General features: G+C 45.2%; 10 protein-coding genes. 3 read left to right on the forward strand and 7 right to left on the reverse strand.

Features of this window, described 5'->3' with window-relative positions; all coding sequences use genetic code 11:
* Window positions 1–83 precede the first annotated feature (83 nt).
* The 3 genes from ACXAGP_RS05945 to bioH form a co-directional block, all read right to left on the reverse strand.
* Complete coding sequence (locus ACXAGP_RS05945; RefSeq protein WP_475260161.1) at window positions 84–1,097, reverse strand: putative metalloprotease CJM1_0395 family protein; 1,014 nt, start codon at window positions 1,095–1,097, stop codon at window positions 84–86.
* Between the two features lie 18 nt (window positions 1,098–1,115).
* A complete protein-coding gene (locus ACXAGP_RS05950; protein WP_475260162.1) occupies window positions 1,116–1,436 on the reverse strand; it encodes a hypothetical protein in 321 nt (106 codons plus the stop codon).
* A 109-nt stretch (window positions 1,437–1,545) separates the two neighbouring features.
* Window positions 1,546–2,316: a pimeloyl-ACP methyl ester esterase BioH gene (bioH, locus tag ACXAGP_RS05955; RefSeq protein WP_475260163.1), complete on the reverse strand. Its 771-nt coding sequence runs from the start codon at window positions 2,314–2,316 to the stop codon at window positions 1,546–1,548.
* 59 nt (window positions 2,317–2,375) lie between these two features.
* On the opposite strand from bioH, the gene ACXAGP_RS05960 reads away from it, so the two are divergent.
* A complete protein-coding gene (locus ACXAGP_RS05960) occupies window positions 2,376–3,074 on the forward strand; it encodes a ComF family protein (protein WP_475260164.1) in 699 nt (232 codons plus the stop codon).
* Here the strand turns inward: ACXAGP_RS05960 and ACXAGP_RS05965 are convergent.
* On the reverse strand, window positions 3,055–5,640 hold the full coding sequence (locus ACXAGP_RS05965) for a M14 family zinc carboxypeptidase (RefSeq protein ID WP_475260165.1): 2,586 nt from the start codon (window positions 5,638–5,640) through the stop codon (window positions 3,055–3,057). The two genes, ACXAGP_RS05960 and ACXAGP_RS05965, sit on opposite strands and share 20 nt — an antisense overlap.
* A 145-nt stretch (window positions 5,641–5,785) precedes the next feature.
* Here ACXAGP_RS05965 and nfuA point away from each other — a divergent pair, with 145 nt between their 5' ends.
* Window positions 5,786–6,361 (forward strand): Fe-S biogenesis protein NfuA, encoded by a 576-nt coding sequence (nfuA, locus tag ACXAGP_RS05970; RefSeq protein WP_475260166.1) that lies wholly within the window; start codon window positions 5,786–5,788, stop codon window positions 6,359–6,361.
* A gap of 12 nt (window positions 6,362–6,373) precedes the next feature.
* Window positions 6,374–6,631: a hypothetical protein gene (locus tag ACXAGP_RS05975; RefSeq protein ID WP_475260167.1), complete on the forward strand. Its 258-nt coding sequence runs from the start codon at window positions 6,374–6,376 to the stop codon at window positions 6,629–6,631.
* On the opposite strand, the gene ACXAGP_RS05980 is transcribed toward ACXAGP_RS05975, so the two are convergent.
* Genes ACXAGP_RS05980 through ACXAGP_RS05990 form a run of 3 tightly spaced genes read right to left on the reverse strand, consistent with a single transcriptional unit; the run spans window position 6,626 to window position 16,043 of the window.
* Window positions 6,626–8,494: a response regulator gene (locus tag ACXAGP_RS05980; RefSeq protein ID WP_475260168.1), complete on the reverse strand. Its 1,869-nt coding sequence runs from the start codon at window positions 8,492–8,494 to the stop codon at window positions 6,626–6,628. The genes ACXAGP_RS05975 and ACXAGP_RS05980 overlap by 6 nt on opposite strands.
* 10 nt (window positions 8,495–8,504) lie before the next feature.
* Window positions 8,505–9,413, reverse strand: coding sequence for a GGDEF domain-containing response regulator (locus ACXAGP_RS05985; RefSeq protein WP_475260169.1), 909 nt, complete (start codon window positions 9,411–9,413; stop codon window positions 8,505–8,507).
* 18 nt (window positions 9,414–9,431) lie between these two features.
* Complete coding sequence (locus tag ACXAGP_RS05990) at window positions 9,432–16,043, reverse strand: response regulator (RefSeq protein ID WP_475260170.1); 6,612 nt, start codon at window positions 16,041–16,043, stop codon at window positions 9,432–9,434.
* Window positions 16,044–16,072 lie beyond the last annotated feature (29 nt).

Raw genomic sequence — 16,072 nt, forward strand, 5'->3', positions numbered from 1 at the left:
GGAGGGCTTTAAGCTCTCCCTGGTGGTCCAATTTGATGGTTCTGATGTTTCGACAGATTACTTAGAGTTCGAAGTTACAATAACTAGGCGAACTGCTGAAAGCCTTCGGTTTTGGGAGTAGAAGTTTGCTGATAAAAACTGGCAATTCTAAGGGCGCGCTGATTGATTTCGTCATCGCGCTGTCCTGACAGCTCAGGGGTTTCACTATTGCCCCCCACCTCTGAAAAGTTATTGAATACATCAGTGACACTTTGCACTGGTTGCTCCAATGAACGCGTCGGTGGGCTAACATCGCCGGGCTCTACAATCTCATCAATTTCAGGGACGTTTTCTTCAATGGGATCAGGCTGTTGTGCAGCTTGAGGGTTGAAGATACGCTCAATATTATCTTCTTGCTGCTCCTGCTGAGCTTCTAATTCTTGTTGTGAGATCTCGACACGGGCTTCACCCGCTATCCGTGACGCTTCGCTAGCTACTCGAAAGTCTTGAGGAGAAGGCTCCGCTGGTGCAAGCGCCGCCGCTCTTACCTGTTGCATTTTGGTAAGGGTATCTTCCGGCTCCGCCTCTTTGGAGATATCAATGGAAACCTCACCGCCTACGGCGTATTGCTGGCCATCCGGTCCGGTTTCAAACTCATAACTAGGTGAGCCAGCGTACTGACCGCCCACAGCGGCATGGGCTTGCTCATGAGCTCTCACTTCCTGATCTCGCGCTTTTAGCTTTTCAATTTCTTGCTGATCTAGTGCTTCTTGCTGCTGTCTTTGACGCTCTTCTGCATCTTCCTTACCGGCACTCTCTTGCTGAGCGTTGTCGGGGGTTTGACCATTGGTATTACCCAGCGCACTGGCGTCTCCACCATTTGGGTTTTGCTGTACAACCGGTCGCTCATAAACCGGTGACTGGGCTGCTTGAGCCGATTTGGCAGATTGTTTTAGACGGTCGGATTCTGAGCCCAACCCGGACTCAGCAGCCGAGTTTTCCGGCTGTGTTATCTGAGGAATAACTTCCCGTTGCACATTATCACGGCGCGCAGATTCCGTGTTCACATTAGACGTAGTGAACGGAATGGCAGTTGGCAACGGCGTGACAATGTTCATGACAATAACTAACTAAAATTACGCGAGTTCGTTAATAATGCGCCCAACGGTATCGTTAGCCACATCCACGACTTTAGTCGAAGCCTGCGCGTTATTCAGGTTATTTACCAGTGACAGTAAATTGCTGGTCATGGTATCACCACCCGAAGGTAGCAATTTAGACACACCACCAAGTTGTTGAGTTGCTACATCAGAAAGCAAATCGCTGGTTGAACGCAACGACGCTTGCTGTTGAGCAAGGCTGATTGACGTGCCAGTAATACCATCAGAGGCTTTCTGAACACCCATCACACCAGACAAAATAGCAGAATTAACGCTATTTCTTACATCAAAAGACATACACTACTCCTATTACCTCATGTTTAATTATTAAACAAAATTGCAAAGAAATAAATCTTTTGATTAGTTTTTATTGAGATTATTCCACTCGCTGTTATGCCCTAATAGACTAAATATTCCGCAAAAAGTCGTTAAAGATTGAGACAAACTGGTCGGTGTGAGAAATAAAAGGGGCGTGGGATGCTTTTTCAAAGGTGTAGTAATCGGCCCCGGGGTGCAATAACTCAATAACTTTACGACTATTTACAGGTACCAAGCTGTCCTTATTACCAAAAATTCGCAGCGTTGGAATTGAGTTAGTAGCCAGTTGTTCTCTTAAATCCACCGTTTGTAAAAACCATAAACCGCGCTCTAAAGCACCCGGGTTGGCAACACCTCCGGCTTTTACTTGTTCTTTGATGGTGCGCAAGTCAGCCTTGGCTGTAGCGCTGCCCATTGCCTGAATAGCCAGGAAGCGTTCCAGCGTCTTGACATAGTCTTGTTGTAGTTGCTGTTGAAAGCTCTGTAAGACCTTCTGTTTAATGCCCGGCCAGTCATGGCCTTCCAGAAAACAAGGACTGCTGCAGATAAGGATTTGTCGGGCAATGGGCGTGTTTTCTTGCACCGCAATGTACTGTGCTACCAGCCCTCCCAAAGACCAACCGGCCACAGTTGCCCCCGATGGAATGACAGCTTGAACCAGTTGGCAATATTCAATAAAACTCAAGTGTTGCACATCGAGATGGTTGTTCATGCCAAATCCAGGCAAATCCACCAAACGCACACGATGTTGCGGTACAAGCCGCTCTACTAACCCGCTGAATACCCCGCTATTCACTCCCCAACCATGCAACAACACCAAGTCGGGTGTGGCATCAAAATCCTGTACTTTTAACTGCAAAATTACCTCTGAAACACCTGTAAACTTTTACCAATCTAGCGCAATTCAAGGACACATGCATGACTGGCTCCTTAGTACATTTCATAGCCAGAACCAATCAATGCTACTGCTGTTTGCAATCTGCAAACAGCGTTGTCTGTGAGCTATGCATCAAACAAATCGAACATTTTCCGGCAAGTCAAAGTTATCGTTTTTTGAACAATGAACGCTTTTTTACTCAACACCTGAAAGCACTAAGCTGTTACAACACCCTCAGTATTGGTCCACATACAGGGCTATTACAGTCTTTGATAAACCACTTAAAATATCAGAAAAAGACCTGTTTGCGAAAACCACTTGCCAATCTAATGGAAGAAAAAGTGACGGCCTGTTATGCCGATAACCAGCTACCGCAAATGCTGTTGCCCGTTCCCATCTCATCCTTCAAGCGGATACACAGAGGCTATAACCAAACAGAAGTCATCGGTAGCCAGCTCGCCAGGCAGTTTGCCTTAAAAACAGGTGATAACCTCATTAGCCGCAAGATTTTCAACACACCACAAGCCAGCCTTAGCGGACCAGAAAGGCGAAAACTCGCAATCTCGAGTTTTCGAGTCGAGCAACCGGGTTTACTGGAAAGCTTAAGTCACATCGCGCTATTAGATGATGTTATCACCACAGGCAGCACGCTTCTGTGTATTGTCGAGCAAATTAAAAAGGTCAATCCAGAAATCAAGATTGACCTTTGGAGTTTATCGATTAGCCTTCAACATCCATGAAACTACTCAGGTAGATGGCGTTGCTTAACAATCGACGGGTACCTAACCAATAGCCTCGGAAGCTGACATTGTCAGCAAAAGCAATGACCCGACCATCGCCTTTTTTGTGGGCGATAGCCATCGCGCTATCGGCCAATAGCTGCTCTACTTCATCTGAGGTATAACCTGCTAATAGAGGCATTTTTTGATAAACAATAGGATTGATAAAGGGCTGAGTCGCTTTTCTCATGATCACAGTGTTATTGCGGAAAACAGGCAATTGGGGTTTATCAAAACCGAATAATAGAGGGTGACTTAAGTCCACATTGGTATTAAACACCGCACCAGCCACTCTTTTTTTACCATCCAGGCTCTCCTGATCTGAAAAGCTTAGATTTGCCGTATCAAATACCGAATCCAACGCATCTCTATCCTTAAATTTCGCCACCAACCAATCCTGCTCAGCAGCCCAGATAGCAGCGCGCTTCTGGGTAATCAACACGCCTCCTTGCTGCAACCACTGCTGCAGGCGTTTGTTGTCCTGTTCAGTAGTTGTGGAATAGTTGCCATCCACGGCGATAACATGACTGTAGCGGCTAAGATCAATTCCTCCCAGGCGCTCAATATCCACAATACTCGGCGCCACCCCGACAAACTGATCCAGGTAGTGCCACACTTCCCCAACTTCATATTGCGAAATACCGGAACCACCCAATAACAAGATTTCAGGTCTTGAGACACTATTCATATAGCCGCTGCCTAAGTCCACACCTTGCGGCGTCATCCCGGTAGTCAGGCCATGCAACTTGATATTGAGCTGAGCTGCTTTGTTGATCAATGACTGAGTAATACCTTTGGGCTGTTTGTGACCCATAGGCAGGATGACCGCGCCAGGTAAAAAGGCAAATTCGCCGTCCTGGGTCACTGCGGTAAAGGCCTTACCTGACTGTTTTACCTGCGCTCCCTGTTGCAATAAATACTGCAGTAACGCTGGCGCATCTGAGTCATTCCAGTTAAATCCCCAAGCGACGACGTCTGCACTTGGCTCAGGGGATTTTACCTGCAATTCATTGATAGCTTGTTTGGAAAACGGGATCTTGCGCCACCGACTCTTTTCTACCTCTTCGAACTCGAAGTTAAAGGCCAGTGCAATATTCCAGTTAGACACGTCGTAAAAAGTATTGTCTTTGAAGCGTTTTTGAGTAGAGAAGAGCGATTTCACCAATCGGTATTGCGCTTGCCGGCCCGGCACGAAAAAACTCTCTCCAGCAACAAAAGTTTTGTCGTCTAGTTTAACGTTACTGCTTAGCGGATAAATTTCGATTTGATGACGAGCTAATAGATCCAGAAAATAAGCAAAACGACTGCTATCATTTCCCGGTGTCACCATATAACCAGCAACATCATCGTCTGTCGCTTGCTCAGCGGTATTACGTGCAAAGCTCTCCTGATAATCCAGAAGAGCGCCTTTGTTGCTCATGGCACCCTCAAGCGTAGACAAGCTCAAATTGAACTGGTTTTGGATCGCTTGAGAAAACGCCAATAGACCATTTTCAGATTCCTGAATATGGCCTCTGGCACTCGCTTGCTCAAACAGGATACCGACACTGCCATGGGCATCAGGGTACGTGGAGCCTTTGCCATAGTAGAAATCATCAAATGCCTCTTGCGAGAAATACAAACGCTTGTCTTTATCTAACGCCTTGGCATGGAATTTAGCCAGCAGATTAGTTAGCTCTATGTTTTCCTGTGGGGTATGAGGATTTGTTCTTGACGGTATTCCCGGTTGGAAGAAGTAGCTACTGTTGGTACCCATTTCGTGAAAATCAGTTAATACATGAGGTCGCCACTGCTGAAATTGTTCTATTCTGGCGCGTGATTCCGGGTGAGTAAGTAGTAACCAATCTCTATTCAAGTCGAACCAATAATGGTTAGTACGAGCCGATGGCCAAGCCTGTTGATGCTCTCTGTTTTGCGGGTCTGCTACCAGATTTTTGCTTTTGTGAGAATTGGCCCAATGAGCAAAACGAGATAAGCCATCAGGGTTAAGCGAAGGGTCCAGAATAATCACGCTATTTTCCAGTAACTTTGTCACTTGCTCACCTTGCGCCGCAGCCAGGTAATAGGCTAACAACAACGCCGCATTAGACCCGCTAGCCTCATCACCGTGAATACTGTAGCCCATCCACAACACTAACGGATAACCAGAGAGATCGCGTTTGTCTTCATGCAACAACCAATTTTTTTGATGAGTTTGCTGAATCGAAGCTAACTTATCCAGATTTTGTGCAGTACTGATATGCAAGTGAACCAGCTTACGGGCTTCATGAGTTTTACCAATCTCTTTGATGCTAATACGATCTGATTTTTCAGCTAGCAGGTACAGATAGTTCAGCAGTTGATCATGCCTGATATGCCAGGTGCCTACCGGATAACCCAACACTTCTTCCGGCAATGGAATTTGCGGATCATATTGCACATCTGTAGGTAAATATTGTAAATCACTGGTGTGAATTTGCGACATATCCGCGTGTACGAAGCGAACTGTGATGAGTAACGTACAGTACAGGAAAAATCTTAATATCATTGATTATCGGACCTTTTTATCATTGCCTTTACCATAAGGGAATCTTCATTGATAGGCAAAAAATGTCTAAAAGAGCTTAGTACTTGAGTGTTTTACTCAGGTATTTTTGCTAGAATCCCACTCAGTTTACATTAAGGTCGTCGAGATGATTAATATTTCTGAGTCTGCGCAAGCTCACTTTCGCAAATTGCTGGAATCTCAACCAGAAAAAACCAACATTAGAGTGTTCGTGATCAATCCCGGCACGGCCTCTGCAGAATGTGGTGTTTCTTATTGTCCAGTGGACGCGGTTGAAGATAGTGATACACACCTTTCCTTCGATGGTTTTGAGGCCATTGTTGATCTGGAAAGTGCACCTTATCTTGAAGAAGCTGAGATTGACTTCGTTACCGATCAAATGGGCTCTCAGCTCACGCTAAAAGCACCCAATGCCAAAGCCAGAAAGGTCGCCGAAGATGCGCCTCTTAAGGAGCGCATTGAATACATGCTAGTGTCTGAGATCAATCCGCAACTGGCCAGTCACGGTGGCCAGGTAATGTTGATGGACATCACTGATGACGGTTTTGCATTGCTGCAATTTGGTGGTGGCTGCAATGGCTGTTCGATGGTAGACGTAACACTCAAAGAAGGCATTGAAAAACAAATGCTAGAGCAATTTCCTGAGTTAAAAGGGGTAAGAGATGCTACGGAACATCAGGCGGGCGAACACTCCTACTATTAAGACATCCCTCCTGTGTCATTGACTGATATCGAGCGGATAACCCTACACAGATACTGGCTGAGTTTTAAAAAAGGCTTATTGGTGTTTATTGTGGGCGTGCTTTTTATTTTTGCAGGGTATCGTTGGCAGGCCTGGTGGCAAATCCCAGGCCTGATTTTATTACTCGCAGGCGGGATATTCTCCGCCTATGGCTACATTGGCATACTGCGCTTTCGCCTGAAAAGCGCCTTTCATTTGAACGCTAACGAGAAGCGCGATAAAAAGCTATAAGTCTTCGATTGCAGACTTCAATTTTAATAACATATCAGCAAGTTCGTTGGCTCGACTCTTATCCACTTCAACCGCTGTCGCCAGCGCCTCTATATCCATACTTAAATCGCTGATGTTTTGCAGGGAAAATGATTGAGAACTGCCTCTGAGGCTGTGAGCCAACAGCGTCATAGCTCGCCAATCTTGGGCAAAAAAAGCGTTCTCCAACACTTCTAATCTTGAGGGTAAACTATTTTTAAACTGCTCAGCAAAGCGCACCTTCATATCATCGTGAAAATCTGAATCAGCCTGTGCATCGTCGCCCTTGTTCAGGTACAGAGCCAGCTTTCGTATAAACTCGTTGCGCTGAATCGGTTTACTCAAATGATCAGTGAAGCCTTTATTCAAATAATTCTCAACTTCATGCTTCATCGCGTTGGCCGTCAACGCAATGGTAGGCACATTGAGTCCGGCATCCAGCAATAGAGCGATAGCCTCCTCCCCCCCCATTTCAGGCATGTGAATATCAGAGAGTACTAAATCATAGTCTTGCTGTTGCGCCTCTTGCACCAACTGCAAGCCATTCTCCACCGCAGTAACGGTCAGCCCTAGCTTGCTCAGCATCATGGTTAAAAGCATCCTGAGTTCTTTTTGGTCTTCGGCAAGTAACACCTTGCCTGATAACTGCACATTACTGGCTTGACGCACTTTTTGACTGTGGATCACTTTAGCGTAGTCAGTTTCATTTTGTATAGGCAGGGCCTCATCCCCTGGACATAAGGTGATGCTGGCTTCAAAGTCACTACCCACTCCCGGCACGCTGCTAACGGATAAATCACCTCCCAGCCTGGTGGTGAGATACTTCGAAATATTCAACCCAAGTCCTGTACCGCCAAACTGCCTTGTTACCGACACATCAGCCTGCTCGAAAGCGCTGAATATTCGCTCCTGTTGTTCTTTACTAATCCCCACACCTGTATCCACGATATTAAACTTCATCAGATTACCCTTCGCGGAGACAATGAGTTTGATTGACCCTTTTTCGGTAAACTTAATGGCGTTATTCAATAAGTTGATAAGCACCTGTTTCAAACGTGTGGGGTCAGTGATGATGTGTGATGGGATGGGAAATTGTAGTTCTAAATCAAAGCCCAGCTTTTTCAATTCTATTTTGGGTTTGATGAGGGCAAAAACCTCTTCCAGCAATACAGGTAAGAGACACGAAACTGATTCTAATTCCAGTTTCTCAGCCTCTATCTTGGAGATATCCAGAATATCATTGATTAAGTTAAGTAAATGGTTACCACTAGTGGCGATGATATCTATTGCCTGCTCACTTTCCATGCCCGAAATTTCATTCTTTTTCAGCAACTCAGCATAGCCGATTATCGAAGTAAGGGGGGTTCGAATTTCATGGCTCATATTGGCGAGAAAGCGGCTCTTAGCTTCATCAGCTTCTCGCAACTTAACCGACAACTTCCTTAATTCTTTGGTTTGCTGTATCAACTTTAAGTGAGTAGCAATACGAGATTTAACCACTGCAGCGTTAAATGGCTTGCGGATGTAATCTAAAGCACCGAGATCAAGACCATACTTTTCATTGTCTGCGGTGTCCAGGCCGGTGATAAAAATCACCGACACTTCACTGAGGTCAGGCTCATTTTTCAATCGCTGCAGCGCTTCAAAGCCATCAACGTCAGGCATGATGATGTCTAACAAAATGAGATCAGGCTGGAATTTTTTCGCTTTCCACAACCCCTGTTCCGCACTTTTCGCCACCGAGACATCCGCGTCACCGGATAACAATTCAGTAAGAATTTTCAAGTTGGACTTCTCATCATCAATAATGAGAATTTTCGGCTTTTCCGGGAAAATATTTAACATAGCCACATGCTCACCCTGGTTGCTGCCAGCTGACTTGATTCAATCTTTGTTGCTGCATCGTGCTTAACTGTTTGGTGACGGCGAAAAGTAAAGTATCAATGGAATCTGACATGTCGGGAATGATAGACGCCCCCGCCACAGATGCAGTGAGATAATCGCTTTGTGCAAGTGCCGACGGGATTTGTAAACTAGCCAACGCGCTTTTACACTTTTCAATAGGTTTTATGGCCCCTTCAGGATCACTTCCCGGCAGCAGGATAACAAACTCCTGACCAGAAAATCTGGCGATAAAATCTCTGGATCTCTGTAACTGCGAAGACAAGGCCACTGCAATTTTTGACAACGCTTCGTCACCCGTAGCATAACCGAACTTTTCATTAAAGGACTTAAAACCATCTACGTTAAATAACGCTATAGAAAACCAGGAACTGTGACGCACGGCAGCACGCCATTCCAGATTTGCCACCTCTTCATATTTCTTTCTATTGGGCAAATCGGTCAAGGGATCAACCAGTGCAACTTTCTCCAATAGGCTCCTTTGCTTTACCAGTTGCAGATGTAGCTTAATTCTCGCTTTAACAAGTTGCTCATGGATAGGTTTGATAATGTAATCGCTCGCCCCAAGAGCCAGGCCTTTTTCTTCAAATTTGACATCGGTTAAACCGGTAATAAAAATCACAGGTATCAACCTTGTCGCAGGGTTGTTTTTGAGTTTCAATAAAACCTCAAAGCCATCCATGTCGGGCATGACCACATCGAGCAAGATCACATCAGGCTGAGCTTTATTGGCTTTCTCTAATGCTTGCTGCCCGCTCTTAGCCAGCATAATGTCGGCCTCATTACCAATGAGTTCAGATAAGAGCCTGAGGTTGCTCTTTTCATCATCAACAATGAGTATTTTGGACTTTTCTGGGAACATAGTTGCTCGAAAATCTCATTATTTAGTTGCTGCTTGCTGCTCTTGCAACCAGCGTTGCAAATAATCAGCGGCCTCTTCAAACTCCAACTCTTTAACTAAAGAGTCGATAATGCTGAGCGCCTGTAGTTGATTTTTGTTGTGACAACGCTCTCTCAAATTTTTGATCATCTGCTCAACAGTAAAATCGGATCTATGCAGTAAGGGTAGCATTGCTTCAAGCTCGGCGTCTGCAATATCTTGTTCTGCGCTGACCTTTTGCGCTGCTTCTGAGTTGAGCTTATCCCACCTTGCTTGAATATCTCGAATTAACCCATTGACCTGTTCCGTGATGCCCAATGTCTCTTCGCTCACCTGCTGAGCATCTCGAACTACTAGCTCCAGTTCCCCTAGTTCACTGGACAACTCAAATGCACCAATATAGGCCACATTGGATTTTAATGAATGGATAATACGATAGATTTGTTGCTGATCTTGGGACTTGACATGAGCGCTCAACACTTCTTCCAGGTTGCTATAATCCAGAATGAAATCTCGCACCAGATTTTCATACAATCGATATCGCCCCTGAAAACGCAGCAGCGCTTTATTCACCTGCAAAGCATCAATATCTTGTAACACCCTGATAGCTTCTGGCAAAGAATTTTCTTCTTGTTCAGTGCTGTTGTTCAGTTCATCTTGCTCACTGACAAGATGGCGTTTGTCCGGAAGATAATTCACCATTACAGCAAACAAATCATTGGGCGAAATGGGCTTAGTAATATGGTCATTCATGCCCGCAGCAAAACTGCGTTCTTTGTCGCCTGTCATGGCATGGGCTGTCATTGCGATAATAGGCATCTCTCCCCCTTTATGCCGGATCAGCTTTGTAGCCTGTATACCATCCATCACTGGCATCTGAATATCCATCAAGAGCATGTCATAGGATTTATCCTGGACAGCTTGAATTGCCTCCTCCCCATTAAGAGCAACATCAATTGCCGCCCCGGTTTCCAACATAAATTCTAAAGCAACCTGACGGTTAAGCTCATTATCTTCCACCAACAATAGTCGATAACCACTAAAATCAGGGACCGTTTCTACCCTATCCGAAGACGATGGCTCTTTTTCGTCACCACCTAAAGCAAGCTGTATAGCGTCTATCAATTCAGATTGGTTAACGGGCTTCTCAATAAACCTTTCCACAATGTCATCAGCGTCGGTAGTGCGCAATGCTTCTTTATCGTATGAAGTCACCATCAAGATATGGGGGATCTTACCACTTACGGTGTCCCGGATGCGCCGTGACGCCGTGATACCGTCCATGCCCGGCATTTTCCAATCCATCAGGATAAAATCATAAGGCCGCTGTCTCCTTTCTGCTTTTTCCACCCACTTTAACGCCTCCTCGCCACTGCCAACGGCATCAACGGTTATACCCAACGCTTCAAGTGCCTCGGTCATTACTTCTCGAGCGACATCCATATCATCTACCACTAGCGCACGGATATGTGAAACGTCCAACGCGTGAGTGCCGACAGATGGCTCATCAGATTTCTCCACCTGAATAGTAAAAATAAACTCAGAACCCTCATCAGGTGTACTTTTTACACTAATACTACCTTGCATCAGTTCACATAGCTGTTTGCAAATAGCAAGACCCAATCCGGTACCACCATATTGTCTGGTAACACTGTCATCAGCTTGGCTAAAAGACTGAAATAGTCGGCTACATTGCTCAGTATTCATGCCTATACCACTATCTTTGACCCGAAACTCCAGGTTTAATGTGTCATCAATACTTGAAAGTAAACGCACACTTAGATGGATATAACCTTGATGGGTAAATTTAATGGCATTGCTTACAAGGTTGATAATAATTTGCTCAATGCGCAAAGGATCCCCCATCAGACCATCGGGAATACTACTATCCACCGACAAAACAAATTCGAGGTGTTTTTCATGGGCTTTGTGATTACTGAGATTAACCACTCTGCGCAGTGAATTTTCCAGACTAAAAGGTATGAACTCCAGAGTAAGCTTTTGCGCTTCAATTTTAGAAAAATCCAGAATGTCATTGATCAAGGTGAGCAGAGATTCTGAAGAACTCAGTATTTTTTCCAGGTAATCTCGTTGCTCTGGAAGCACCTGTTTTTTCAGTGCCAGACGAGAAAGCCCTATGACCGCATTCATGGGCGTGCGAATTTCATGACTCATATTGGCTAAAAAGTTTGATTTAGCGGCAGTAGCCTCTTCCGCTTTTAATTTTGCCTGCGCTAACTCTACCGTGCGCTCATCAACCTTCTTTTCCAAATCTCGATTATTCGCCAATAAGCGCTGATTTAATCTGGTGTTGTCAAAAAGAATTGCGGTTTGATTCGCCAACAGCTGCAGAATATCTATGCGATCAGAAGTGAAGAACCCCTTCAAATCTGCGTGTTCAAGATATAAAACACCACGAAACTCTCCTGCCACCAGCAGTGGTATGAACAACATAGACCTGGGCAACAAGCGTTGTATTTTCGCTCCTGAAAGCAATGGCTCCTGAGCACTATCATCCACCGCGTAAGGCGTCCTTATGCGTCCCACATAGTTCAACAGTGCTTCGGGTATTTGAGTCAATGACATGACTTCTGGATAACTGCCTTTAAGCTCTAGCTTACTGTCTTCAAAAAACAAAACACAGCCTTTTTGAGCTCCCGCATTCTCTACAATGATGGTCATCATCCGCTCGACAAATGCCTCCAGATCCACCGTTCCACTCAGGGTTTCGGAAGCTTTTAGTACTGAAAGTAGATCCAGATTTTTTTCTTTTTTTACAGACCCTGACAATGAGGGTGCTGTTGCTACCGGTTGTTCAGCCTGGCGTAACTTGGGAAATTCATCATGTAAGCGTCTGATTACCTGCCTGGCATGCCATTGGTTCAAGCAATTCAGAGCTTCCCGCAGATGTGCAGAAGCTGAAACCTCATCGCCACACCTTAACCAGTATCTACCGTAAGCTTCCCAGCAAAGAAACTGCCATAAATAAGAACGAATGTTCTGAGTTACGCTGGCGGCTTTGGCATAATATTGCCAGGCGTCTGGCTCACCTATATAGCTTCGACGCTCTGCTTCCAGCAATAGCCATTTTGCACTGTGATTGTCAGCATTATTGGCACACCACGAGTGTAGTTGCGCAATGTGTTCATCAACTTGACTAAGTATTGTTTCTCGGTTTGAATCGCTATTATTTACTGCAGAATTACGCAATAGAACAATACCTGCCAGGGCGTGATAATCCGCCAGCCAATACACTGGCCAGATATTATCCACCAGTCCCTGTGCAACATTTCGATACTGTTCCGCCAGGGCAAAATCACCATCCAAAATAGCTTTGCACATATTAGCGAAGCGCATTGAAAAGAGCCTTGTTGACTGGTCAATCCCCTTTGCAGAGCTTGCCCATTGCGACTCAACATCGATTGAATCTGTCCCTTTTTTGGCTTGTAACATACCTTGGGCAAATTCCATCCACTGCTGAGCCTGAATCCCCTCCTGGGTCTCAGTACCTTCCTCCATGAGTTCGGTTAACACTTCAAAAACTTCTACAACTTTGTCTAATGGCTTGTCAGTCAACAAACTAAAAATAGCGTGATGTAGCGGCACTTCCCAATGATTCAGGTCTTCAGAAGACTCAAACACTTGCGCGCTCTTTCGGGCAAAAAATGTCAAGCTCTGCTGTAACGGTTCAGACCAATGAGCAATAAGAGCATATCGGGTGACTAATAATTCATCTATGTGCAGCTGACTGAGTTTGAGTTGTTCTGCCAGCTCTTCTGCAACGAAAATAAATTGCAATGCATCACCGTGTTTATGAGCAAGTTTGGTCAGCATCAGCGCATGTATTGCATAAAATTTAACGGCATACTTTGTATTACCCTGCGCAATACACAGCTGAATGGCAACGGAGGAAACCTGCATCACTGCATGGATATCGAGTTTACAGGCAACATCTAATAACTCGCTTAACAGGGCATGTAATTGTGTGGTTGGCTCCTGGCTGGTGCAATTGAAAAGACCAAATGCCTTGATTCCCTGAGCCGGGTATTGTTTTTCCAATAACAAGTAATCGCCTTGATTCTCCGCTACTGGAAAATCACAGAGCAGCGTTTTAACTGCCCGCATTCCCTCAGAAAATGCCGCTTCAATATCTTCAGTTGCGCTTAGCATTGTCATCTTCCAGACAATAATACGCGCAGAGTCAACGGGATTGTTGACGCGCTTTTCCAGTATTGCGATCGTAGCGCTTAGCCCATCCAATTGATTGCTGCGCAATGATTCTTGCAAGTATCCTTGATGCAACGCCATACAAATATCGTAATGCTGTTGCCAATCATCTTCTTTCAGTAACTGTACTCCAAGGCTAAAGCACATTAACGCTTCATCGTTTTCAAGCTCCTCTTGAGCGCGATTCGCAGCAACAAGGTAATATTCAGCAAGTTGCACCGATGGCACCTTGGCATTTTGATATCCCGACAGCGGATGTACCCAAAAGAGCCAGTGCAACACGTTGTCTCTGAGCCAGGTACGGCTTTTTTGTTGAAACAGTGCATCAGCCAGAGAAAAGCGCAACTGCTCAGTGCTCACACCGACATCAAGTTGCCTGGCAGCTAATTGAATTTTTTTGTGGGCAAACTGATAGCACTTTTGCTCTGTGCCTCGCAGCACCCATAGCCCCAAGGAGCTCCAGCTTTCGATAAACTCAATGAGCTTTGCTGGGGACACGGCAACAGCCTGCGTGAGTATTTCGGTGTCAATATCTTTACCCATCAATGCTGCAAGCTTTAAGCATTGCCTTTGACTTAGGGGTAAACTCGCCAAACCTGCCCCTGTCTGCTCAGCCACATTTGCGGTTATATTTGAACGACTGACTTCCTCGGGATGCCAATTCCAGACCTGCTCTTCGTCTTCATACAATGCCCCCTCAGCAACCAATTTTTGAATGAATGATTTGACGAAATAAGGATTGCCTTGAGTTTTGTGGAAAACCTGTTCCGACAGAGACTCCAGACTAAATTGTGTTTCCCAAAACGTGTCTTCCACCAGATTGTGAGTGGCAGCAGCACTCAGGGGTAATAGTTCAACCTTATGTGTCAGTAGGCCAAACTGCTCAGCGGCGGCTAAAGGCTGCACCGAGGATGTTTCGGAAAGCTCGTTTTCACGTAACAGCAAAACCAGCCTTAGATTGCATTGTGGCCCCAAAGAAGCCAGCTCCAATAAAATATCAGAGGTGGTTTTATCCATGTAATGGGCATCATCAAAAATCAGATACAAATCTTTATCGAGTTTTGAAAAGCAAAGCAACAACTGAGTCAGAACGATTTCTATCGCCTGACTCTTGATGAAAGCGGCCCCTTTTTCATCGGGTAATATCACTTTCAGTTCCGGGAACAGGTTGTAAAGTTGTACTCTTTGCTCAGCTGCAACCTTTTTTAGTTGCTCTTGTAACGTGCGTAATTGTGACTCCTCAAGGATAAGCGCCTGCTCAATCAACTGTTGTAACATGATAAAAATTGCAGTTTGTTTGAGGGAATGGATTTGTGGTTCCACGTTCACCAAACCAATCAGGGCACTTTGCGGTAGAACCGCGGCCTTAAATTCTTGCAGCAGTGCCGTTTTGCCTATCCCTTGTTCTCCGGAGATACTCAGTAATGCCATGCCGACTTGCTCGCTTGCCTGGTTGCACCATTGCTGAAGTAAGGCCAATTCCGAATCGCGGCCATAGATATATTTGGGAAAACCAATGACCTTTTTCTGTTCCTCTTTAGCGATCCGAAAATCGCTTATAACTCCCTTTTCGCTGTGCTCATTCAAACAACGTTCAAGATCAGCAACTAATGTCTTTGCGTCTGGATAGCGCGCTTCTGGAGTTTTGTTTAAAAGCTTACTGATGATACTCAGCAATACTTCCGGTACGGCAAAGGCTCTTCCCGGGTCATATTCTACGGGTTTGGCTATGTGCGCATGAATGAGGGTCAAAGGGTCTTGAAATTCAAAAGGGTAATGCCCCATAAAAATGCGATACAACAAGGTGCCCAAAGAATACAAGTCAGAATAACGCTGCGGGATCCAGTCCGTTCTACCGGTTACCTCTGGTGATGCGGTGTGCAAATTGCAGCCCGCCATCAATAACGCTTGTTTTTTCTCGTCAATGCTGCGCTCTTTTTGCAAATTCCAGGTATTCAGTGAATAGACCTGCAAACTCTGCTTATCCACGAATAGCGTGTCCGGCTCAACAAAACCTAGCATACTGTGTTGCTGATGAATATCAGCTAACAATTTTGCCAACGCGATACTAATTTTTAGCTGCTCAGTTACCTCAAGGGATCGATTTTTGAGAAAGCTGTCAAAGAGTTCAGCGCCTTCAACGGCCGGGTATAAATTGACGTAATCCCGCTCGCGAGTTATACAACCTGAAGATGTAATCAATGCAGGTGATTCGAATTTCAAGTGACTATCTATTTCAAGCTCGAGCATCTCCAGCGCTGGTTTGTCTGACTGTTGCGCCGTTTTACACCAATAGGATTTTCCATCACTGTCCAATGCTCGGCTCAGCACTATCGGGCCAGCGAGAATCTTTATCTCTTCAAGCCGTTTTAGCTTAACATCCACGATGTTTGCTCCTCATATCCTTGTGTTTA

This window comes from Planctobacterium sp. AWM4_229, assembly GCF_056160305.1.